At 60.6% G+C, this 22,156-nt stretch carries 26 protein-coding genes; 9 read left to right on the forward strand and 17 right to left on the reverse strand.

Features of this window, described 5'->3' with window-relative positions; genetic code table 11:
- Positions 1-51: 51 nt before the first annotated feature.
- Positions 52-558: a 30S ribosomal protein S9 gene (rpsI, locus tag VUN82_18245; GenBank protein XAS71011.1), complete on the reverse strand. Its 507-nt coding sequence runs from the start codon at positions 556-558 to the stop codon at positions 52-54.
- A gap of 38 nt (positions 559-596) precedes the next feature.
- Positions 597-1,040: a 50S ribosomal protein L13 gene (gene rplM / locus VUN82_18250; GenBank protein XAS71012.1), complete on the reverse strand. Its 444-nt coding sequence runs from the start codon at positions 1,038-1,040 to the stop codon at positions 597-599.
- A 287-nt stretch (positions 1,041-1,327) separates the two neighbouring features.
- On the opposite strand from rplM, the gene VUN82_18255 reads away from it, so the two are divergent.
- The 9 genes from VUN82_18255 (at position 1,328) to VUN82_18295 (ending at position 9,334) form a co-directional block, all read left to right on the forward strand.
- Entirely contained in the window at positions 1,328-1,972 is a 645-nt protein-coding gene (locus VUN82_18255; GenBank protein ID XAS71013.1) for a prepilin peptidase, read from the forward strand.
- 329 nt (positions 1,973-2,301) lie between these two features.
- The gene (locus VUN82_18260) at positions 2,302-2,496 is read left to right on the forward strand and encodes a Flp family type IVb pilin (GenBank protein XAS71014.1); all 195 of its coding nucleotides are present in this window, start codon (positions 2,302-2,304) and stop codon (positions 2,494-2,496) included.
- A gap of 116 nt (positions 2,497-2,612) precedes the next feature.
- Complete coding sequence (locus VUN82_18265; GenBank protein ID XAS71015.1) at positions 2,613-3,020, forward strand: TadE family protein; 408 nt, start codon at positions 2,613-2,615, stop codon at positions 3,018-3,020.
- Positions 3,008-4,054, forward strand: a complete 1,047-nt coding sequence (locus VUN82_18270; protein XAS71016.1) for a pilus assembly protein TadG-related protein — start codon at positions 3,008-3,010, stop codon at positions 4,052-4,054. Before VUN82_18265 ends, VUN82_18270 begins: the two co-directional genes overlap by 13 nt.
- 54 nt (positions 4,055-4,108) lie before the next feature.
- Complete coding sequence (locus VUN82_18275) at positions 4,109-4,876, forward strand: RcpC/CpaB family pilus assembly protein (GenBank protein ID XAS71017.1); 768 nt, start codon at positions 4,109-4,111, stop codon at positions 4,874-4,876.
- Positions 4,873-6,072: an AAA family ATPase gene (locus VUN82_18280; protein ID XAS71018.1), complete on the forward strand. Its 1,200-nt coding sequence runs from the start codon at positions 4,873-4,875 to the stop codon at positions 6,070-6,072. The genes VUN82_18275 and VUN82_18280 overlap by 4 nt, the downstream gene beginning before the upstream one ends.
- Before the next feature lie 107 nt (positions 6,073-6,179).
- Positions 6,180-7,499 (forward strand): CpaF family protein, encoded by a 1,320-nt coding sequence (locus tag VUN82_18285; protein XAS74736.1) that lies wholly within the window; start codon positions 6,180-6,182, stop codon positions 7,497-7,499.
- Positions 7,500-7,678: 179 nt separating this feature from the next.
- Positions 7,679-8,443 carry a type II secretion system F family protein gene (locus VUN82_18290; protein XAS71019.1) on the forward strand — a complete coding sequence of 255 codons (765 nt, stop codon included), beginning with the start codon at positions 7,679-7,681 and terminating at the stop codon, positions 8,441-8,443.
- Positions 8,444-8,455: 12 nt separating this feature from the next.
- Positions 8,456-9,334 carry a type II secretion system F family protein gene (locus tag VUN82_18295; GenBank protein XAS71020.1) on the forward strand — a complete coding sequence of 293 codons (879 nt, stop codon included), beginning with the start codon at positions 8,456-8,458 and terminating at the stop codon, positions 9,332-9,334.
- Between the two features lie 109 nt (positions 9,335-9,443).
- Here the strand turns inward: VUN82_18295 and truA are convergent, their stop codons facing one another.
- The 15 genes from truA to VUN82_18370 form a co-directional block, all read right to left on the reverse strand.
- On the reverse strand, positions 9,444-10,334 hold the full coding sequence (gene truA, locus VUN82_18300; GenBank protein XAS71021.1) for a tRNA pseudouridine(38-40) synthase TruA: 891 nt from the start codon (positions 10,332-10,334) through the stop codon (positions 9,444-9,446).
- Positions 10,335-10,366: 32 nt separating this feature from the next.
- Entirely contained in the window at positions 10,367-10,942 is a 576-nt protein-coding gene (gene rplQ, locus VUN82_18305; protein XAS71022.1) for a 50S ribosomal protein L17, read from the reverse strand.
- 66 nt (positions 10,943-11,008) lie between these two features.
- A complete protein-coding gene (locus tag VUN82_18310; protein ID XAS71023.1) occupies positions 11,009-12,019 on the reverse strand; it encodes a DNA-directed RNA polymerase subunit alpha in 1,011 nt (336 codons plus the stop codon).
- A gap of 149 nt (positions 12,020-12,168) precedes the next feature.
- Positions 12,169-12,570 (reverse strand): 30S ribosomal protein S11, encoded by a 402-nt coding sequence (gene rpsK / locus VUN82_18315; GenBank protein ID XAS71024.1) that lies wholly within the window; start codon positions 12,568-12,570, stop codon positions 12,169-12,171.
- Between the two features lie 51 nt (positions 12,571-12,621).
- Positions 12,622-12,999: a 30S ribosomal protein S13 gene (gene rpsM, locus VUN82_18320; GenBank protein ID XAS71025.1), complete on the reverse strand. Its 378-nt coding sequence runs from the start codon at positions 12,997-12,999 to the stop codon at positions 12,622-12,624.
- 196 nt (positions 13,000-13,195) lie between these two features.
- Positions 13,196-13,309: a 50S ribosomal protein L36 gene (rpmJ, locus tag VUN82_18325; protein ID XAS71026.1), complete on the reverse strand. Its 114-nt coding sequence runs from the start codon at positions 13,307-13,309 to the stop codon at positions 13,196-13,198.
- 73 nt (positions 13,310-13,382) lie between these two features.
- Entirely contained in the window at positions 13,383-13,604 is a 222-nt protein-coding gene (gene infA, locus VUN82_18330) for a translation initiation factor IF-1 (protein ID XAS71027.1), read from the reverse strand.
- A gap of 194 nt (positions 13,605-13,798) precedes the next feature.
- Positions 13,799-14,794 (reverse strand): P1 family peptidase, encoded by a 996-nt coding sequence (locus VUN82_18335; protein XAS71028.1) that lies wholly within the window; start codon positions 14,792-14,794, stop codon positions 13,799-13,801.
- Positions 14,795-14,856: 62 nt separating this feature from the next.
- Positions 14,857-15,684 carry a type I methionyl aminopeptidase gene (map, locus tag VUN82_18340; GenBank protein XAS74737.1) on the reverse strand — a complete coding sequence of 276 codons (828 nt, stop codon included), beginning with the start codon at positions 15,682-15,684 and terminating at the stop codon, positions 14,857-14,859.
- A 32-nt stretch (positions 15,685-15,716) separates the two neighbouring features.
- Positions 15,717-16,628: an NAD-dependent epimerase/dehydratase family protein gene (locus tag VUN82_18345; GenBank protein ID XAS71029.1), complete on the reverse strand. Its 912-nt coding sequence runs from the start codon at positions 16,626-16,628 to the stop codon at positions 15,717-15,719.
- The gene (locus VUN82_18350) at positions 16,625-18,385 is read right to left on the reverse strand and encodes a class I adenylate-forming enzyme family protein (GenBank protein ID XAS71030.1); all 1,761 of its coding nucleotides are present in this window, start codon (positions 18,383-18,385) and stop codon (positions 16,625-16,627) included. The genes VUN82_18345 and VUN82_18350 overlap by 4 nt, the downstream gene beginning before the upstream one ends.
- The gene (locus VUN82_18355) at positions 18,375-19,595 is read right to left on the reverse strand and encodes a cytochrome P450 (GenBank protein XAS71031.1); all 1,221 of its coding nucleotides are present in this window, start codon (positions 19,593-19,595) and stop codon (positions 18,375-18,377) included. The genes VUN82_18350 and VUN82_18355 overlap by 11 nt, the downstream gene beginning before the upstream one ends.
- 37 nt (positions 19,596-19,632) lie before the next feature.
- The gene (locus tag VUN82_18360; protein XAS71032.1) at positions 19,633-20,418 is read right to left on the reverse strand and encodes a glycosyltransferase; all 786 of its coding nucleotides are present in this window, start codon (positions 20,416-20,418) and stop codon (positions 19,633-19,635) included.
- On the reverse strand, positions 20,418-21,473 hold the full coding sequence (locus VUN82_18365) for a 3-oxoacyl-[acyl-carrier-protein] synthase III C-terminal domain-containing protein (GenBank protein XAS71033.1): 1,056 nt from the start codon (positions 21,471-21,473) through the stop codon (positions 20,418-20,420). The genes VUN82_18360 and VUN82_18365 overlap by 1 nt, the downstream gene beginning before the upstream one ends.
- Before the next feature lie 111 nt (positions 21,474-21,584).
- Entirely contained in the window at positions 21,585-22,154 is a 570-nt protein-coding gene (locus VUN82_18370; protein ID XAS74738.1) for an adenylate kinase, read from the reverse strand.
- Positions 22,155-22,156 lie beyond the last annotated feature (2 nt).

Genomic DNA, 22,156 nt, shown 5'->3' on the forward strand with positions numbered 1-22,156 from the left:
CGAAAGCCCGCCCCGCCAAAACGGCGGAACGGGCTTTCGAGCAAGCGCAGATTAACGCTTGGAGTACTGCTGAGCCTTACGTGCCTTCTTGAGACCAGCCTTCTTACGCTCGATGACGCGGGCGTCACGGCGCAGGTAACCGGCCTTCTTGAGGGTGGCGCGGTTGTTGTCGACGTCGATCTCGTTCAGCGAGCGAGCAACACCGAGGCGCAGTGCACCGGCCTGGCCGGAGATGCCACCGCCGTGGATGCGGGCGATGACGTCGTAGGCGCCTTCAAGATCAAGGATCTTGAAGGGCTCGTTGACGTCCTGCTGGTGCAGCTTGTTCGGGAAGTAGTTCTCCAGCGTGCGGCCGTTGATGATCCACTTGCCGGAACCCGGGATGACGCGAACGCGTGCAACGGCTTCCTTGCGGCGGCCAACAGCTGCACCGGCAACGGTCAGTGCCGGGCGCTCCTTCTTGGGCGCATCTTCAACAGATGTGCTTTCAGAGGTGTAGCTGGTGAGGGTTTCCTCAGCCTCGACGGCTTCGGCGGTCAGTTCTTCGTTCTGAGCCACGGTTCTCCTTGTAATAAAAAGTTGTTTGGTGGCCAGGACTACTGGGCGACCTGGGTGATTTCGAAAGTCTTCGGCTGCTGTGCAGCGTGCGGGTGCTCGGGGCCTGCGTAGACCTTGAGCTTGCCCAGCTGCTGAGCGGCGAGGGAGTTCTTGGGGAGCATGCCCTTGATGGCCTTCTCAACAGCGCGAACCGGGTTGGATTCCAGCAGCTCGGCGTAGTTGACGGAGCTCAGGCCGCCCGGGTAACCGGAGTGGCGGTATGCGCGCTTCTGCTCCAGCTTGGCGCCGGTGAGGGCAACCTTTTCAGCGTTGATGATGATGACGAAGTCGCCCATGTCCATGTGGGACGCAAAGGTCGGCTTGTGCTTTCCGCGCAGCAGTGTTGCGGTCTGGCTGGCAAGACGACCAAGGACAACGTCGGTGGCGTCAATGACGTGCCACTGGCGGTTGATATCGCCGGGCTTCGGGGTGTACGTACGCACGGTTTTGCCTCGTTCTTGTTCTGGCGTTCATGTTTTAGGCGACACGCAGTGAGGCGTGTACCTACTATGTATGCGTTACCGGAGCAGAGGTGAGGGCTCTATAGACCAGTCATCCCAGAATCTCGATATGCCTCTTGAGTTAGCGACCCTGCAACTGGATCCCCGAGAAGGCATGTGTCATCGAGATAGGACACGCACAACGACTATAAACAATACCTTCAACGGGCCGTCCGGGTCAAAATGGGGTATCCGCCCCTCGGGGTCGCATGCGCTTTGAGGGAGAGTACATGACCAACGGTCCCGTTTTCCTGCTCCTGCTCGCCGTTGCCGGCTTGCTGTTGAGCCCGGCCGTCGAGTTCGTGATCGCCCGTACCCTTCCGCGACTCGGCGAGCCACCTTCCCTTAAGGTCCGGATCACGACGGCGGCAGTCACCGCGCTGCTGTTTGTCTTGCTGGGGTGGCGCTTTGGTTTTACCGCGGAATTGCCGGCGTTCCTTTTATTGGCACTTCTTGGGGTGCAGCTTTCTCGAATTGATTTCACCCTCCATTTGCTGCCAAACCCCCTCGTTTTGCTCCTGCTTGGGGGTGGTTTTGTCCTCCTTGCAGCTTCCGCTGCACTCGCTCCGGCCTGGCCCGAGCTGCTCCGAGCACTCGCCGGCGGCCTCATACTCTTCGTTGGCTACCTGATTATGGGACTTATTTCCCCGAGAAGCCTCGGAATGGGCGATGTGAAGCTGGCAGCACCCGTCGGACTGTACTTGGGGTACTTGGGTTGGAAGCAAGTACTCTACGGCGGACTACTGGGATTCGTGGTGGGTGGCGTGCTCACGGTGCTGCTGTGGCGGCTGAGTCGCAAGGAAAAGCCTGCAGAAACAGCCCACGGACCGGCCATGGTTGTTGCGGCTCTGGGTGTGGCTCTGCTACTTCAGTAGGCCTGCGCCCGTTGGCATTTCCGAGGCTCTTCATGGGCTCAAAAATCTAAGGCTGCTGTCTATTCCAAGTAGTCGCTTGCCCTTTTTGACTTCCAAACTGAGTACTCCCCTGCCCTTCTACGGGTGACAACTGGATTTGTGTTGCAGGAATTCGAGTACGACTACGCATTGTTCAGCGGTACGTCCAGGGTGAATTCTTATCTCATCGAATTCCGAACCGCTAAAGGCAACATGGGGGTAGTTCGGGAATCGAAGGCAAATTCCGATAATTTGCTGGACCTATATCCATTATTTACCAAACCCAAAATTCATCTGGGAAGGATTTTCCAATGTCTGCTCTTATGTTCACCATCACTTCATACATCGCCGGCGTCAAGGACCGTTTCACCTCCGAGGAGAAGGGCGCGACGATGGTTGAATACGGCCTCATGGTCGCCCTAATCGCTGTTGTGGTTGCTGTTGCGGTTGGTCCCTTGGGCACGGCCATCGCAGCCCTGTTCAGTGGCGTGACTGCCTCGCTCTGACACACATGTTGCAGTGGCCGGCGGCTTTGGCATAAACACAAGCCTCAGCCGCCGGCCACTCCTCTTAAGCGCTACTACCGCAAACCCCACTGGGGATCCGGGTCTGGGAGACAGTCGTGAAATCGAAGAAGAAAGAGCGTGGCGCAGTAGCCGTGGAAATGGCAATTCTGTTGCCACTGCTACTGCTGATCTTAATCGGGATTATGGAATTTGGGCGGGTGCTCAACGTCCAAGTGTCCCTCACAGAAGCAGCGCGGGAGGGCGCTCGTTATGCAGCCGTTCACTACAAGGATGGTGGTCTGAACGTATCTGGTAAAGCTCTGGCTGCAGCACCCTCCCTTAACGGCCTGGGAGTTTCAGTTAGCGATAATGCCTCAAGCTGTGCCCCCGGCTCCAACGTCACTGTGACAACCAGTGTCTCCTTGCCTTCCATGTCCGGCTTCCTTGATGCCGGATTCTTTGGCGGCCCGGGCATTTTCCCTCTGAACATGACTGGGGTAGGAGTGATGAGATGCGGTGGCTAAGGCATTTCCAAAGTCTTCGCCGGTTGCAGGGCGATGCCAGGGAGTCCGGGGAGCGCGGTGCTGCCACGATCATCGTCGCCGGGCTCATGGTGGCCCTCTTGGGCTTTGCCGCCTTGGCTGTTGATGTAGGGGCTCTGTATGCGGAGAAGGCGCAATTGCAAAATGGTGCCGATGCCGCCGCACTGGCGATTGCCACCGACTGCGCCGGGGGAAGCTGTGGCAACAGCACAACAACAGGAAATCAATTCGCCAATAGCAACGCGAATGACAACTCTAGCGGTGCCGTCGTCACATTCCCGGCAGCCACAACAGTTCGGGTAGTGACTAATGCCCGGGATGCAGGCTCCGGTGCAAACAGTTTCTCACTGTTCTTCGCGCAGGCCTTCGGGATTGAAACTGCCACTGTAAATGCAACAGCGGAAGCGTCCTGGGGTGCGCCGTCGGCTGCAACTACTCTCCCGTGGACCGTCAGTGAGTGTGTGTTCAAAAAATACCTCTCTCCAGCGCAACTTGCCTCCCTTAATTCCACCGGCAATTTCACGGGCGATCCAATACCCACGCACCTTCTGTTGCGTTACGACACCAATGCACCGACCGTTCCGGGCTGCGCCGCACAAAACGGCTATCAGCCGGGGGGCTTTGGTTGGCTCGTCACTAATTCTGGGTGCACCACAGATGTCTCAATCAGCGCAACGGTGAACGGCCAAACCGGGAATCATTTTCCCAACGCTGCAGCATGCAATACGGCGCTCGCCCACATCATGGACGAACCTGCCCTCATCCCTCTTTTCAAGACGGCCACAGGGAATGGTTCCAACGCGAAGTACACGTTAGTCGGTTTCGCGGCCTTCAAAGTGACGGGATACAAGTTCAGCGGCTCTGGAGGCGTAGTGGATCCCGCTGCCCCGAGTTGCACTGGCAACTGCCGCGGCTTGCAAGGCTACTTCGATCGGTTTGTATCGCTTGAGGACGGCATGACAAGCACCGGAGGTACCCCAAATTACGGAGCGTCTGTCGTGACGCTCACCAAGTAGCCGCTCCAGGAGCGACTGCCACCAACCTCAAAAAAGTTCGAAAGGAGTTACAAAGTGAAAACACGCCTACTGGGAGGCATTGCAGCACTGCTTCTGGCAGTCATTGGCACCGTCTTGCTGGTCACCTACGTTCAGGGGGCCGACAAGCGGGCGCAGCAAGGGCTTGATCCCGTAAACGTCCTTGTGGTTAAGGAACGTATTCCGGCCGGTACTAAGGCCGAGGAAATCGGTTCGAAGGTCAAAGTGGAAACTTTGCCACAATCCGCAGTTGCGCCCGGCACTATCAATGCCTTGACGGATCAAAAGGGCAAGGTCACTTCCGCTGAACTGCAGCCTGGCGAACAGTTGTTGGGAGTCAAGCTTGTTAATCCCAAGGATCTAGCTCCCGGAACGGTACCTGTGCCGGAAGGCCTGCAAGAATCTACCTTTGTTCTGGCACCCGAGCGCATACTGGGCGGTCGGATCGAGGCCGGCGACACAGTTACGGTGTTTGCCTCATTCAAGTTGGACGACGCCGTTCCTGCCGGTGCGAACCTGCCAGCCGGTCTGACGGGCTGGAAAAACTTCACTGAGCTGCTCTACCACGATGTTCTCGTCACCGCTGTCCAACAAGCGGCCCCTGACGCGGAAAAATCCGCCGGGGCTGACAAGGGTGTAGCACTCCCGAACGGTTCAGCCTACGTGACCGTCGCCCTGAGTGATGCCAACGCCGCCAAAATGGTTTTCGGTGCAGAGTTCGGGACGTTGTGGCTCTCCAAGCAGACGGACAAAACCGCAAAGAGTGATCCACCGACGACAACCTTCGGAGGGCTGGTCCAATGAGCCGCTTTGTAGCGATCACTGCAGTTCGTGATTTCGAAGGCCGTGTGCGTCAGGCCATCGCTGGGGCACTCCATGGGGACCTGCAAACGCTCTCCCCCGAAGTACTCCGAGGTGGGACGGATGATGTCTTCAAGGAACTCACTGGGGCGCCACCGGAGGTGATGATTCTGGGACCGGGCGTGAGTCCGGACGACGCTTTGAAGCTGGCCACGGTCTTCGACCTGCAATATCCGGAAATCAGCCTGCTGCTGGTGGCCGAACCCAGCCCGGAGATCGTCCTTCGTGCAATGCATTCGGGCATCCGGGACGTTGTGACACCCGAGATTGAGGTAAACGAGCTGCGTATACTCCTGGAACGCGCCTGCCTGGCCTCCGCCAGCCGGCGCCGTGGAATGCAGCCAGCCGCTGAATCCGGACAGGATAGAGGCCGCGTCATTGCCGTCATGTCCCCGAAGGGCGGAGTTGGCAAGACCACAGTTGCAACTAATTTGGCCGTCGGTCTTGGAGCCTTGGCGCCTATGAGCGTGGTCATTGTGGACCTTGACTTGCAATTCGGTGATGTTGCGTCGGGACTCCTATTGGAACCAGAACACTCGATTACCGAGGCCGTTCATGGAGCAGCGGCTCAGGACTCTATGGTGCTCAAGGCATTTCTCACCGTCCATCCCGCAGGAATCTATGCACTTTGTGCACCGCAGAAGCCCTCGGAGTCCGATTACATCACGGCTGACCACGTCACCCGGCTCCTCAACCAGCTGGCCACGGAATTCAAATACGTGGTGGTGGACACCGCGCCGGGCCTTGGCGAACACTGTCTGGCTACTCTAGAGCTTGCCACGGACGGGGTTTGGGTCTGCGGCATGGACGTCCCCAGCATCCGAGGCCTCCGAAAGTGCTTCAGCGTACTGAGGGAGCTACAGCTCTTGCCACAAGGTAGGCACACGGTGCTGAACTTCGCGGACCGCAAGAGCGGCATTTCAGTGCAGGATGTGGAAGCGACCATTGGTGTCCCCATAGACACTGTCATCCCCCGTTCCCGGAACCTCCCGTTCTCGACGAATCGGGGCGTCCCAGTACTCCAAGGCACCACGCGCGATTCAGCAACTAAGGGTCTGAAGAAGCTTGTTGAACGCTTCGATCCACGTCTGGAAACAGTTACCCCTAACAAGCTGCACCGGAGGGTGGTGGTGTCATGAAACTGTCAGAACGGCTCACGAAAAACAACCCGATGGCCGCCGTCGAAATCAAGGATTCGGAGCCAGGTGGACAGGGCACTATGGAAACTCCACCAGCGAATTCTCCGATGTTAGGCGGGGCTCCGTCTGCACCAGTAGTTGATGCCCTTTCAGGACTTAAACAAAGGGCCGCGTCTGCACTCTTTGAGCGAATGGGCTCAAGGCTTGGGGACGCGTCCTCCTCCGAGGAAGACCTTCGGTCCTTCGCGGTGGACGAACTCTCAGCTGTCATCGACGACGAGCAGGTGCCTCTTTCCCCCGAAGAACGCCGGCGACTGATCCGTGAGATCTCGGATGAAGTCATGGGCTATGGTCCTTTGCAGCGTTTGTTGGAGGATCCCTCTGTTACGGAAGTGATGGTCAATCGTTTTGATCAGATCTACGTTGAGCGCCACGGTCATTTGGCATTGACCGATTTGCAATTCAGCTCGGACGCGCACCTCAGGAAAGTCATCGAACGGATCGTGTCAAAGGTCGGACGACGGATAGACGAGTCTTCCCCGCTCGTGGATGCGCGCCTCGAGGACGGCTCCCGCGTCAATGCGATTATCCCGCCGCTTGCTGTCAATGGACCATCACTAACGATCAGGAAGTTCAGCCACGTTCCACTCACAGTCCGCAACCTGATCGAGTGGGAATCCATCAGCCACGAAATGGCAGAGCTGCTGAGCGCCTGTGTGGTTGCCCGTCTCAACGTCATCGTCTCTGGGGGCACAGGAACAGGGAAGACGACTCTCCTGAATGTATTGTCGTCCTTCATCCCGGAGTCCGACCGCATCGTCACCATTGAGGACGCAGTGGAGCTTCAATTGCAGCAGCGGCACGTGGTCAGATTGGAGAGCCGTCCACCCAACATCGAAGGCAAGGGCGCCATCACCATTCGGGATCTGGTCCGCAACTCGCTGCGTATGCGGCCCGATCGGATCATCGTAGGCGAGGTTCGTGGCGGAGAATCCCTGGACATGTTGCAGGCTATGAACACCGGCCACGATGGCTCATTGTCGACCGTCCATGCAAACTCGCCGCGGGATGCGATCGCCCGCCTTGAGACGCTCGTGTTGATGGCTGGCATGGACCTGCCGCTCAGGGCTATCCGGGAGCAGGTGTCCTCCGCCGTGGACCTGATCGTCCAAGTGACCCGATTCCGGGATGGCAGCCGCCGCGTCACGCACGTGACAGAAGTGCAGGGCATGGAGGGAGACGTCGTCACACTGCAGGACGCATTCCTCTTTGACTATTCTGCTGGCTTGGATGCCCAAGGGCGTTTCCTCGGCAGGGCACTGCCCACGGGTATCCGGCCAAGGTTCCTGGACCGTTTTGCCGAACTTGGTATCACGGTGTCGCCAGCCGTGTTTGGGGTCGCTCCCGTAACTATGGGGAGGCGATAGCCGTGGATACGCCGGCGCTCTTTTTTGCAGCCATCGGACTTTGCGTCGTGGCCCTCATGGTGCTTGTCATCGTCGTCCTGAAGCCCCGGAACGGAAGCATTCCCTTGGAACGCCGACGCCTGGGCACGGCGCCAGACGATTCCGCAGTGGGCCGCGTTTCGCAGTCTGCAGTCCAATTTATGGACACTGCACTCGGCCGCTCGGGTGGGCCCTTCAATCGCGAGGTTCTGTATAACGCCGGTGTCAAGCAAGCACCTGCCGACTTCACCGTGATGGTTGTCGTCGGCACAGTGGTCGTGGGTGTTATCGGTTCCTTCCTCATCAACGTCTTTATCGGCATTCTACTGGCACTCGCCGCACCATTCGTTGCGAAACTGCTGCTGGTGTTCAAGACCGAAAAACGCCGGGGAAAATTTGAGTCGCAGCTAACAGACACCATCCAGATGTTGATTGGTGGCCTCCGTGTCGGCCACAGCATCATGCGGTCATTCGAAGCAGCCGCGCAGGAAGCGCAAGCTCCCACGTCAGAAGATTTAGGCCGGATCGTCAATGAAGTGAGGATCGGCAAGGACGCCCGCCAAGCCATCGATGACTGCGCCGACCGCATGGACAGCGAGGACTTCCGCTGGATTGGCCAGGCCATACAAATCAATCGGGAAGTCGGCGGTGATTTGGCAGAGGTACTGGAGCAAGTCGCCGGCACAATTCGGGAGCGCAGCGAAGTCAAGGGACACGTTCGTTCCCTCAGTGCCGAAGGCAAGATGTCGGCAGTCATTCTCATGGCTCTCCCCGTGGCAGTCGGACTGTTTGTGACAGCCATCAACCCGGGCTACATGAAAGTCTTCGTCCAACATCCCATGGGAATTGCATTGATGGTTGTCAGTGCGATCCTATTCACCGTCGGTGGCTTCTGGATGAGCCGCACCGTAAAGATTAAGTTTTAGGAGGCTGTTCTCATGACTCCCCTGGCCTGGCTGATCATCGCGGTGATCGTCCTCCCCGTCGCCTATTTCGCGTGGTCGTTAGCCACCATCGACCGCAAGTCAGTGGTGGCCATTCAGACTAATCTTGGTTCCGGATTTGCCCAGGGCGTTGGCGTGAATATCCAACGCACCCCGCTTTTATTGGGGTTGGCCCGGAAACTCACACCTGGCAGTTATGAAGCCAAGCTTGATCAATGGCTGGCGGTTGCCGGACGCCCCAAGTCGATGCCCCTGACCAAACTCATCGCCGTCAAACCAGCTCTCGCCTTTGCGGGCGCTCTAGGCGGAGTCTTGCTGGTCACCAGCAACCCGAGCCCCACACTGATCGGCCTTGGGTTGTTCCTGACAATCCTTTTGTACTTCCTTCCGGATCTCCTGATCTATAACACCGGCATCAAGCGCCAAGAAGCCATACAGCTGGAGTTCCCCAACACGTTGGACCAAATGCTCATCTCCGTTGAGGCGGGACTTGGTTTCGAAGCGGCAATGGAACGAGCCTCCTCTTACGGCACGGGACCTTTGGCCATGGAATTGATGCGAACACTCCAAGACATCCAAGTGGGCCGTCCGCGGCAAGAAGCCTACGAGGCTATGGCCGAACGATCCACTGTCCACGACGTCCGTAGCTTCGTCCTTGCAGTGGTCCAGGCCGACAAATATGGCATCGGCATCGCCAACGTCCTCCGTGCACAAGCGAAGCAAGCCCGGGTCAAGCGTCGTCAGAAAGCAGAAGAGAAAGCGATGAAGTTACCCGTCAAGGTACTTTTTCCGTTGATGTTCTGTATCTTCCCGGTGTTGTTCATAGTCCTTCTGGGTCCTGCAGCCATCAAGATCATCCAGATGTTCTCCTGATCTTGACCTCGGGAAATAGACCGGCCGTTCGCGGATCCCAGACCGTGGACGGCCACAACGGCCCCCTTCCGGTACCCAGAGCCGGGAGGGGGTCCTCCAACGTCCGGACCTACTCGCGCCGGGCCCTGGTCAGCTCAGCCCGTGCCAGCAACTGGCTATCCGATGGGTACGCTACTTTTTCCAACACCAACGGGTGCGGTGCGGCCAACACGGACTTCGCATCACGCTTACGTTCCAGAAGCCGCTCATGCAGCCAGCCCGGCTGCTCCAGGCCTTCGCCCACACGCAGGGCCGAGCCCACCAAGGACCTGACCATGTTGTGGCAGAACGCATCCGCCTGAACAGTAGCGACAATGACCCCGTCGCTCTCCCGTTCGAACTCAAACTTCTGCAGTTCGCGGATGGTGGTGGCACCCTCGCGGGGCTTGCAGTAGGAACGGAAATCCTGCAGCCCCAGCAACTGGGAAGCACCTTCATTCATCAGCGCAGCGTTCAATGGCGCCTTGTGCCACAGCGTAATTCCTCGAAGCACCGGATCCCAACGCTCCGCGCCGTCGGCAATGCGGTAACTGTAACGACGCCACAAGGCAGAAAACCGGGCGTCGAATCCTTCAGGCGCCAGACCGGCGTCGTGCACTTCTATGGCACCGGTCAGGTCACCGAGAATGCGGCTGAGGGCTCCGCGAAGGCGACGCAAAAGCGCGACAGCGGGGTCCAGTTCGTGCCCGCGCGGAAGTCCAAGCCACTCGGCTTCCGTCAGATCCAGATGGACCACCTGGCCGCGGGCGTGGACGCCAGCGTCAGTGCGACCAGCAACCGTGACCCGGACCGGACGGCGCACGAGGAGGGCCAGCGCTTCCTCAAGTGCTCCCTGCACTGTGACCAAGCCGGGCTGGAGTGCCCAGCCGTTGAAGGGTCCTCCGTCATAGGAAAGATCCATGCGGACACGCAAAAACCCGCCGCCCCCCAAAGCGGGGGCAGCGGGTTTTCGTTCGTTCATAGACTTAAGTCTACTGTGAAGAATTCAGTGAATTACTTCTTGTCCTCAGCGGCCGGAGCCTCTTCGGTCTCCGCAACTTCAGCGTCAGCAGCCTCGGCCTCAGCGGCCGGAGCCTCTTCGGTCTCAGCAACTTCGGTTTCAGCAGCTTCGGTCTCTACAGCCTCGGTCTCAACAACCTCTTCGTCAGCAGCCGGGGCAGCCTTGGCAGCAGCAGCAGTTGCTTCAGCAACTACGGCCTGCTTTGGGGAAACCGGCTCGAGGACGAGCTCGATGACAGCCATGGGAGCGTTGTCGCCCTTACGGTTGCCGATCTTGGTGATACGGGTGTAGCCACCATCGCGGTTGGCAACGGCGCCGGCGATGTCGGTGAACAGCTCGTGGACGATGCCCTTGTCGCTGATCAGGCCGAGAACGCGGCGGCGGGAAGAGAGGTCGCCACGCTTGGCGAAGGTGACCAAACGCTCTGCGTACGGCTTCAGGCGCTTGGCCTTGGTAACCGTGGTGGTGATGCGCTTGTGCTCAAACAGAGCAGCTGCCAGGTTCGCGAGCATCAGGCGCTCGTGAGCCGGGCCGCCTCCGAGGCGCGGACCCTTAGTGGGGGTAGGCATAATAATTTCTCCTGTTGTGTAAGCCTGTCAGGTCCATTGCTGGACCTGACGGCCAAGATCTGCTTTTTAGAGCTCGTCGTCGCTGAACGCGGCGTCGTCCTCTTCGATGGCTGCGGCGCGGGCTGCGAGATCGAAACCGGGAGGGGAGTCCTTGAGGGACAGACCCAGTTCGACGAGCTTTGCCTTGACCTCGTCAATGGACTTCGCACCGAAGTTACGGATGTCCATCAGGTCAGCCTCGGAGCGGGCAACGAGTTCACCCACGGTGTGGATGCCCTCACGCTTGAGGCAGTTGTAGGAACGGACGGTAAGGTCCAGATCCTCGATCGGCAGAGCCATGTCCGCTGCCAGGGCAGCGTCCGTCGGCGACGGGCCAATCTCGATACCTTCAGCTGCGGTGTTCAGCTCACGAGCCAGACCGAACAGTTCCACCAGGGTGGTGCCTGCAGAAGCAACGGCATCGCGCGGAGCGATTGCCTGCTTGGTCTCGACGTCGACAATGAGCTTGTCGAAGTCGGTGCGCTGCTCAACACGGGTAGCTTCCACGCGGAAGGTTACCTTCATGACCGGCGAGTAGATCGAGTCAACCGGAATACGGCCGATCTCGGAGTCGCCGGACTTGTTCTGAGCTGCCGAAACGTAGCCACGGCCGCGCTCGATGGTCAGTTCGAGTTCGAACTTGCCCTTCGAGTTCAGAGTGGCAATGTGCAGATCCGGGTTGTGGAATTCGACGCCGGCCGGCGGAGCAATGTCCGCGGCGGTGACGACTCCGGGGCCCTGCTTGCGCAGGTAAGCAACAACCGGCTCGTCGTGCTCGGAGGAAACCGAAAGGTTCTTGATGTTCAGGATGATCTCGGTGACATCTTCCTTGACACCCGGAACCGTGGTGAACTCGTGCAGCACGCCATCGATCCGGATGCTGGTTACAGCGGCACCGGGGATGGAGGAGAGCAGGGTACGGCGGAGGGAGTTTCCGAGGGTGTAGCCGAAGCCCGGCTCCAGCGGTTCAATGATGAAACGGGAGCGGTTCTCGGATACAACTTCTTCAGACAGGGTGGGGCGCTGTGCAATGAGCACTTAGGTTTCCTTTCGGCGAGCATCCGCTATATGACGCAACACAGGTGGTGGAAATCGGCTTCGGTTTCCAGCCTGACCAGCCGGGCCATGCTTGTAGATGGTCTAAACCATGTACAGCAGGCCCGGCCGGTCAGACAGGGAATACCTAATTAGACGCGGCGGCGCTTGGGCGGGCGGCAACCGTTGTGGGCGCTGGGGGTGACGTCCTGGATGGAGCCAACCTCAAGGCCAGCAGCCTGAAGCGAACGGATTGCGGTTTCGCGTCCGGATCCCGGACCCTTGACGAATACGTCAACCTTGCGCAGACCGTGCTCCTGAGCGCGCTTTGCAGCAGCTTCAGCAGCCATCTGGGCAGCGAACGGGGTGGACTTACGGGAGCCCTTGAAGCCAACCTCACCGGCGGAAGCCCAGGAGATTACAGCACCGTTCGGGTCCGTGATGGACACGATGGTGTTGTTAAAGGTGCTCTTGATGTGCGCCTGGCCAAGCGCAATGTTCTTCTTATCCTTGCGACGCGGCTTACGAACCGCTCCACGAGTCTTCGGGGGCATTGTTTCTCCTACAGAAAGTTATCGGGGGAAAACCAGGTCAATCCCGAGGGATTAACGTCCGGCCTTCTTCTTGCCGGCGACGGTGCGCTTCGGGCCCTTACGGGTACGAGCGTTGGTCTTCGTACGCTGTCCGCGTACGGGCAGGCCCTTGCGGTGGCGCAGGCCTTCGTAGCTGCCGATCTCAACCTTGCGGCGGATGTCAGCGGCTACCTCGCGGCGAAGGTCACCCTCAACCTTGTAGTTGCCTTCAATGTAGTCACGCAGCTGGACCAGCTCGGCGTCAGTCAGGTCCTTGACGCGAACGTCAGCGCTGATGCCGGTGGCAGCCAGGGTTTCGTGTGCACGGGTCTTGCCCACGCCGTAGATGTAAGTAAGCGCAATTTCCAACCGCTTTTCGCGGGGAATGTCTACGCCAGCGAGACGAGCCATAGTGGCGGTACTCCTTGAATAAACCGGAGGTCGTAGGCAGTACACCCACACGATCCGTGTGGCCCCAGCCTCCGACCGGGGGTACGTTGACCAGGCTCTGTAATGCAGTCCTGGCACAACTTGTGCTGCCTTTATTTACTTGCGTGGGCTAGCAACCCAGGTTTGCCCTTGCGGGCGCTGATTCCCTGAAGGGGAATTAGCCCTGGCGCTGCTTGTGGCGCGGGTTCTCGCAGATCACCATGACCCGGCCGTTACGGCGGATCACTTTGCACTTGTCGCAGATCTGCTTGACGCTCGGCTTGACCTTCATGGCGTTCCTTTGCGTGTTTTGCAGTTGATCTGCTGGAGCGGCTTGGCACTATTGCCTTCGGCCGCCCAGCAATTTACTTGTAGCGGTAGACGATACGACCACGTGTGAGGTCGTATGGGCTTAGCTCCACCACTACGCGGTCCTCGGGGAGGATTCGAATGTAGTGCTGACGCATCTTCCCAGAGATGTGTGCGAGAACGACGTGCTTGTTGGTGAGCTCAACACGAAACATCGCGTTGGGCAGCGCCTCAGTCACAACGCCCTCGATCTCAATGACCCCGTCCTTCTTGGCCATATCCTCCGCTAACTGTTGTTTGCCGCTGTCCTCCGGTAGGCACCGAAAATCCAACGGACGTTTTTTGTTTGCTTGGCCCTCTTGGAACCACGACACTAAAAAGGGCGTGGCTGCACAGACAACCAACAAATAACTCTACGCCAATGGGGCCGGAAAGTTAAATCCGTCCATGGTAGCGCACGTACCGCCGCCCGTCACTCCCCTACGGTCCGGTAAGCAGGGAAGTCTCCCGCCGCCGTCGAGACACTTTCGGCCGACTCAACACCGTCCAGGATCGCCAACCGCACTGCTTCGGCTGCGGCACTTTGGAGCGTAATCAGCGATACTTGCCGTGCCTGCTCGGTACTGCGATCAAGCCCGACGGCGCCAGTCGCCAGGGCGAACACGGTGTCACCGTCCGCCAAAGTATGGGACGGATCCAAGGCCCGCGCCAGGCCGGCATGTCCAGAGCTGGCGGTCCGCTTGCACTCAGCAACATCCAGCGCAGCATTCGTAGCGATGACGACGAGCGTGGTGTTGAGCCCTTCCGTAGAAGCCACTGGGTCTGCGACCCTCTGCGCGCTCGGTCGTGCCTCCCTTAGACGCGCGCTGCCGGGCCCCAGCCCCACCGGCGTCCCGAGCGCGTTCACGACCGCGATCGCGCCAACGATCACCGGGCCGTCAGGAGAGATGCCGTCGAGCGTGATCGAGGATGTACCGACGCCGCCTTTGTACTGCCCGCGCGCAATCACTGCACCCGTGCCAGCACCAACGTTTCCGCGTTCGACGGCGGCATGGTCACCTGAGGCGAACGCTGCGGCGGCTGCCTGGTAGCCCATGTCGGCGTCGGGTCGCGCTTTCACGTCACCACCGCGTCCGAGGTCGAAGATGGCGGCCGCCGGAACAATCGGCACCACGGTCCCGGGAACGGCAAAGCCCCGGCCCTGCTCCTCACACCAGAGTTGGGCACCAGTAGCGGAGGCCAGCCCAAAAGCACTGCCACCCGTCAGCACGATGGCGTCGACCGTGGATACCAATGTTGTCGGATCAAGAGCGTCAGATTCGTGCGTACCAGGACCTCCCCCGCGCACATCCACCGATCCCACGGTTCCCACGGGCGGAAGGACGACGGTCACGCCACTGAGCCACCCGCCGTCGTTCTTCTGAACGTGGCCAATACGGATGCCTGGCACATCGGTGATAGCACTCATGGCACCATTGTCCACCTCGAGGCAACGCCCTGAGCCGGATGCCTGGGCAGGGAGCGTTCAGGTTACGGGATGGGGACAGGCACGACGCCGAGCGGCGCCAACTTCTCCGCGCCTCCGTCCGGGGCAGACAAGACCCAGATGCCCTTTTCGTGCACAGCCACGGAGTGCTCCCACTGGCAGGAGCGCTTGCCGTCGGTGGTGACAACGGTCCAGTCGTCGTCCAAGGTGGCAGTCTCGATGCCACCGCGCACCAACATGGGTTCGATCGCGAGGCACAGCCCCGGGCGGATCTTCGGGCCGCGGTGATTGGTGCGGTAATTCAGGACGTCCGGGGCCATGTGCATTTCCGAACCGATGCCGTGGCCCACGTAATCCTCCAGGATGCCCAGCGGCTTACCGGGGACGGAAGAAACGTAGTCATCAATGGCGTTGCCGATATCGCCCACGAACTTGCCCTTGGCCAGCGCAGCAATCCCTCGCCACATGGCGGCCTCGGTGACATCCGAGAGCCGCTGGTCCTCAGGGTCTGCCGTGCCAACGATGACAGTGCGGGCGGAGTCCGAGTGCCATCCGTCAACGATGCAGCCGCCGTCGATGGAAATAATGTCACCATCGTGGAGGACGCGCTTTCCGGGGATGCCGTGGACGACTTCCTCGTTGACGGACGTGCAGATGGTGGCGGGGAAGCCGTGGTAACCAAGGAAGTTGGACTTAGCGCCGGCGTCATTCAGGACGGCAGCAAATACCTCGTCGAGGTCCTTGGTGGTGACGCCTGCCTTGGCCGCCGCAACGGCAGCGTCAAGGGCACGGCTGAGGACCAAACCGGCCTCGTGCATCTTGCGCATTTGCTCGTTGGTTTTGTACTCGATGCGGGGCTGACCGAACGCCATGTTCTCCTCTGGATGTTTGCTGTAGGGGCCGATCAGGCCCCGTGCTCCAACCATTTTCCCGCATCGGAGAGCGTGGTCGAAATTGGTTCGATTCCCAGCTCGTCGCGGAGTCGGTCCAAACGGTAAGTTCTGTCCCGTCCGAGCTGGCTGACCGCATAGCGCGTGAGGCGTGGTGCCCGTCCGGAAACGAGGGCAGCGGCTTCGGAAATACCGGCAAGAACCATGGCAGCGGGCTCGGGGACGTACCTGATGCCGACTCCGGCATGGCCAGTGACAGCAAGCACCTGCCTGAGCACGGTCCCGAGCTCCACAGGCTCCGCGTCCGCCACGTTGATAGCCCCGCGGGCATCGGACTGGCAAGCTGCCAGCGCTGCCTTTGTCAGGTTGTCCACGTGCGTGAGTTGATGACGAATACCGGCATGGCCAACGGTGAGAAGCCGTCCGTGGCGGACATTGCTGATCAGGCGCGGCAGCAGCGTCCGGTCCCCCGGTCCGTAAACTCCGTGGGGCCGAAGAACCACGGCATTGCGATGCCGTCGGGTCTCCACGTCGGCGAGCGCTTTACTCCTTGCGTAGGCGTTGAGGTGGCGCACAGCCACGTCTTCTTCGCCGCGGTTGGTGCAGGGCTCCCACCACGGGTAGACGCTGGAACTGGAAATGTGCACCAGTCGTGTTGTTGCATAGGCCTCAGCGACGGCACGGGTTCCCAGCACATTCGTTCGGTGGAACGTCCGGGCGTCGCCCCAGTCCGCCACATGGGCGGCTGCGTGGATCACGGCGTCCACACCCGGTACACGGGCAGATGGTACGCCGGTCAGATCCCAATACGTCAGCCCGGGGCCTTGGCGCCGTGCGAAACGAACAACTTCCCAGCCTTGGGCCTCAGCGGCGGCGGCGACTGCTCCCCCAATGAAGCCTGTTGCCCCGGTAACCGCGATTTTCACCGTGCGCCGGCTTTGTCAGCGGACATGCGGGCAAATTCGCATCGAAGTGCTTCCCGATCCGGCTTTTTGTGGCGTCCGCTGTGGGGGATGGCATCCAGGATTTCGATGTGATTGGGGAGAGCGGATTCGTCAATCATCGCCGGGAGGACCTTGGTTAGCTTTGCTTTCAGCTGCCTCCCCAGTGTCTCTGACAGCCCCTGCGCAGGCACGACCGCCAGCCACACAGCTTCATCACCGATCCCGTCCGGAACCCCCACCATCACGGCCTGCTGAACTCCGGGCACAGAAGCGATCAGCGGCTCATACAGTGCAGGGTAGATGTTGGTCTTGCCCCGGATGATCATGTCCTTCTTACGCCCAATCATCACCAATCGTGCGGGACCCGTTCCGGGGCCTCCCGCGCCGTGGTCCAGCCGCACCAGGTCTCCGGTGGCGTGTTCAATCATGGCTTCCTCGCCCAGATATCCGTGGCACATGTTCGCTCCGCGGGCGTACAGTTCGTGGTCCTCCCCCACCCGGATCCCGACGGCGGGTAGCGGCTCTCCGAGGAAATCGCCTTCGCCGCTCCCATCCGGCGACGTGAATTCGGCTTCAGCGCCGGATGCAAAGGCCAGCTTCTCCCTACCATCAGCGACGGCGATTGGCAGCAACTCCGTCATACCGTAGATGAGTTTGAACTCGACGCCGGGAAGCAGCGCCGTTGCCCGTTTCAGGAACGGAGCCAGAACCGGCGCGGCTCCAAGCATCACGGTCCGCAGTGTTCCGGGGAGCCTGACGCTGCCGTCCTCGACCGCATCCAGGATGGGCGCCAACTGGGACGGCACGAGGAAAAGGTGCGTCGCGCCGTCGTACGAGTCTTCTTTGCCAGCCACCGGCCCAAGCTCGCGTGCCAAGCGAAGAGGATCAATGTGCGCGGAGAAGCCATAGCCGGGCATGGTCCAGTGCGCGCCGGCGATGAGTGCCGGCAAGCCCATCATCAGCTGCTCGGAGTGGATGCGATCGCCCTCGCCAAACGTACAGCGCTGGTTGAGCTGCTCGAATCCTGCCCCGAGCGAACCTCGTGTATGTACTACGCCCTTGGGCGCACCGGTGGTCCCGGACGTAAAAATAATCACGGCTTCCTGACTGGAGGAAGCCCCTGTAGAAGGCGCAACTCTATCTCTAAGAAGCGCCGTACTGGCCAGTCGCTTCACCGGCGTCGCGCCTCGAGGTACGCCGGGGAGCCACGGTCCGGAGTAGTAGTGCCGGACGTCCATGGCACCGTAATCCGGCAGCAGCAATCCCCTCCGCCGGGCCAGTGGCCGTAGCGGGCTCTTGGTACTCACCCCGTAGAGGAGAGACTCGGCGGCCGCCCACCGAGGGGCAGCCAGCCTGGCCCGGTCATGGAAAAGCGACGGTCCGATTCCTGGATCGATGAACACCACAGAACCACCGGCCCGGACGGCCCCCAGGGCCAGGATGAACGCTGCCGGGCTGGGGCGGACCGAGAACAGCATCCGTTCACCGGCACCGAAGCCATCATCCTGGAGATGCCGGGCAGTGGCATCTATACCTTTCACCAGTTCGCGGTATGTGATGGTCCGTCCTGGTCGCAGTCGGTCTGAACGTCGTAGTCGCCCTGGAGCATGGTTCCAGGGAGAAAATCTGCCGGGCGCCGTGATTGCCGGGCTCTCAGGCACGCGTTCCGCTGCCGCGTAGACCGCCTCGATGAGATCCGTGCCGGACACGGTATCTTCCAACAATGCGTCACCAAGCATTGACCAACTCCAACTTCCTGTACGCCGGAATGAGCACACCCTTGCTAACTCGACGTGACGAGATGACCCACGGATGGTGGGCGTACATGTCCAGAAGCAAAGACAGCGTGGCGTTGATCTCGGCCATGGCCAACGGCATGCCGATGCAAAAGTGCGGACCCGCGCCGAACCAAAGCTGACGCGCATGGGGCGGGGTGGGAATCCCAGGTTCGAATCCGCCCAGGCTTTTAGACGCGTGAACAGTCGACAGCAAAAGACGATCTCCGGCGCGGATAGCGACTCCGCCAAGGGTGCCAGGAGAAACAGCATCCCTCAGCATCATCGGGGACGGCACGGTGAACCGTAATGCCTCGTTCACGGCCGAGGCAACACCGGACCGATCCTCAACGAGGCCCGCAATGCGTCCGCTGTCAGCGAGCAGGGCAATCAGCCGTGGAACAAAGGACACCAACGTCTCTGTTCCCACCATCACGAACGCGCTGATGATGCCCATGGCTTCTTCCTCGGTCATGCCGAGTCCGCGCAGCCGCCCTGGAAACGTTTGGGGATCGCCCTTCCGGTACGCTTCCCTCGCCGGTCCAGCCAGGACCCCGACGGCGGATCTTCCCTTGGCGACCTGCCTCACCGTCAACGTGGGGCGCCCCAGGCGAACGAGCGAAGAGATGGAAGACCCCAGATTGAAGAGTTCCCTGTTGGGCAACCGGCCAGGTGCATCATCCGGCACGCCCAGCAGCTTGGAGATGACTCCCCCAGCAAGCTCCTTAACGCAGTCCACCAGGTCCACGTGGCCACCTGCGTCCAATCCGTGGTGTAGGCGATCATGAAGCGAAGCAGCGGCCGGCTCAACGATTGTCGCCACCGAGCCTGGAGTGAAGAGGTCCCCGAGCTTCCGCCGCAGCTCCCTGTGCTCGGTGCCGTCCATGTTCACCAACGCCTTTGGTCCCACTACGGGAGTCCAGAGCGCACCCGAACCGGACGGTCCGTTCTTGATGAATCGTTGGCTATCCATGAGAACGTCACGCACCAAGGCGGCTTCGCTGACGAGGATCCCCAGGCCGGGCAAACGCATCACCGGCCGCAGGCTCCCCAGCCCCCGGATCGCCGGGTACAGCAATGGATGCGCCCCCAGCTGAACGCGCTGTTCCCAGCGTTCGGCCTTGCTGATGACGCCGCCGGGCATCCTGCCGCTAGGCATCTTGCCGCTAGGCATGCTGCCGTTGGGCATCCCTCCGTTGGATATCAAAGCGTCACCGAATGTCCACGTGCTCTGGGCGGTACCGGTGGTCCGCATACCAAGCCAGGGTGTTCTTCAAGCCCCAGGCTTTGACCCGCCGTGAGGAGCCGTAAACCACAACATCCCGGCGCGACGCGTAATTGCGGGTCAGCTTTCGCACGCGGTTGGACAGTGCGCGGTCTTCGTGGAGGTCTTCGATGCTGGTCCGCGGGAATCCGCCGGAACGGTCATACATGTCTGCCGTGATCGCCATATTGCATCCCGGAAGCATCTGATAAGGGCCGAGGTACCCGTCACCCTTATTGCCGGGGCGGATCCGGCCGAAGAAAGATGCGATCTCGACGGCGAGCAACATCATCCTCCGCTCCCCAGTACTGATCCCTTCGTCCTCGCGGGGCACAAGCTGGCCGGCGATGAGTTCCAGACCGTCGTGGAATGCCTGAACAATTTTGGCGGTCCAATCCGGCGCAGCGAGACAATCGGCATCCGTCCGGGCGAGCCACGTTGCGCCGTGCTCCAAGCCGAAGCGCATGCCCGTGTCTGCGGCCACGCCCGTCCCCTTCTCGGCTTCATGCACAAGCCTGATATCCATGTGGGGATGAGCCGCGGCAAACTCTGCCACGATCGAACAGCTGGCGTCCGTCGATCCGTTATCGACCACCACCACCGTGAAGTCCTGATGTTCCTGGGCCGCAAGAGAGTCCAGCGTCTGCCGGACCAGCTTCTCTTCGTTCAGCATGGGCACAGCGATGGACAGCGGCCGGGTAGGGGGCGTGCTTCCCAGATGGCCTTCCAGCATCACAGCCGCACCACCGCCATGCCCAGGCTCACGCCGCCCGCGAGTCCCACCAAGGCCACAAGATCTCCCGGACCACAGCGGCCACTGTCCACGGCAAGTTTCAGTTGCAGGGGCAAGCTAACGGAGGCCAAGTTTCCGAAGTCCTCTACCGATGGAACCAGAAGCTCCCTCGGAACACCGGCCCGCTCCGCAAAGACTTCCCGGTACGGTGCACTCACCTGATGCACACAAACCACGGCAAAGTCCGTCCACTGCAATTCCAGCCGGTCCAATGTTTCGTCCAGGACGCCGCAGCCCAGATCCAGAAATGCGTCCTTGAGCTTCTCCCCGTCCATGGTGAAATAGGTCGCTTCCGGATCGCGCGGATACGCAGATCCACCTGCAGCCAAGGTGCCGACCGACCAGTGGCTGCTGCGGGCTGTGAAGCCCATGCCAAGAATGCCTCCCGGACCGACCTCCAGTCGGTTCGTCTCCATTGCCGCTGAATCCGCAGGTTCGAGCAACACCGCCGCGCCGCCGTCGCTCATGGTGTACCCGGGAAAGCTTGACGCGAAAGTGTCAAAGTCCGGAACTCTCCAGCGGATGGCCCGCGACGGCGACTCCCCTGTGACCACCAGGACCCTGACATACCGGCCCGTGGCAATCAGGGCATCGCCCACCTCCAAGCCGTTCAGGAAACTGTTGCACGCATTCTTCACGTCCATCACAGGGCAGGCGAGTCCGAGCTTGGCGGCCGCCATGTGGCCCGTGGCCGGTTCCACCATGTCCTGGCTGGCGGACGCGAAGATCAGGAGGTCTATATCCGAGGGCTGCAGTCCGCATTCAGCCAGCAGCTTTGCGGCTGCATGGGCCGCAAGGTCCGACGCCTGTTCCGAGTCCGCCATGACGCTCCGGGACCGGATACCGGTAACGCGGGAGATCAAGCCCTTCGGGACACGGAACCCCGGACTCGACTCACCAATACGGCGTTCGACGGCGGCAGTGTCCAGGCGCGCAGGCGGAAGGTAGACCTCCAAACCTGCAATCCTGCTGTGCCCGGAAAGAGCTGTTTGCATGCGGTTCCCCCAAAAACTGCCGCGAAACGAAAAGGGTGTGTCCCGCACCAATGGTACGGGACACACCCTTTTGCTCCAGCGCCGACGATCCGGCTATGTGGAAAAGCCTTGCTAGACGGCCTTGGCCGACTCGATGGCTGTGAGGACGCGGTCGGTGACTTCGTCGATGCCGCCGATGCCGTCAACCTGCGTCAGGATGCCACGCTCGGCATACTTGGCGACAACGGCCTCAGTCTGCTCGTGGTACAGGTCCAGCCGGTGACGGATGACGGCCTCATTGTCGTCAGAGCGTCCGGTTTCCTTCGCACGGCCCAGGAGGCGGGACACCAGTTCTTCGTCGTCGGCGGTCAGCTGGAGCACGACGTCGAGCTCCTGCTCGCCTTCAGCGAGGATCTGGTCGAGGTAGTCAACCTGCGCCGTGGTGCGCGGGTATCCATCCAGCAGGAAGCCATTCTCGACGTCGCTCTGGCTCAGACGGTCACGAACCATGTTGTTCGTGACGCTGTCCGGAACGAAGTCGCCTGCATCCATGTATTTCTTGGCTTCGATGCCCAAAGGGGTTTCGCCCTTTACGTTGGCACGGAAGATGTCGCCGGTGGAGATGGCGACTACGCCGAGGCGCTCGGAAATCCGCTCAGCCTGCGTACCCTTACCCGAACCGGGAGGTCCAATGATCAGCATTC

The organism is Micrococcaceae bacterium Sec5.1, from assembly GCA_039636795.1.
Classification (GTDB): Bacteria; Actinomycetota; Actinomycetes; order Actinomycetales; family Micrococcaceae; genus Arthrobacter.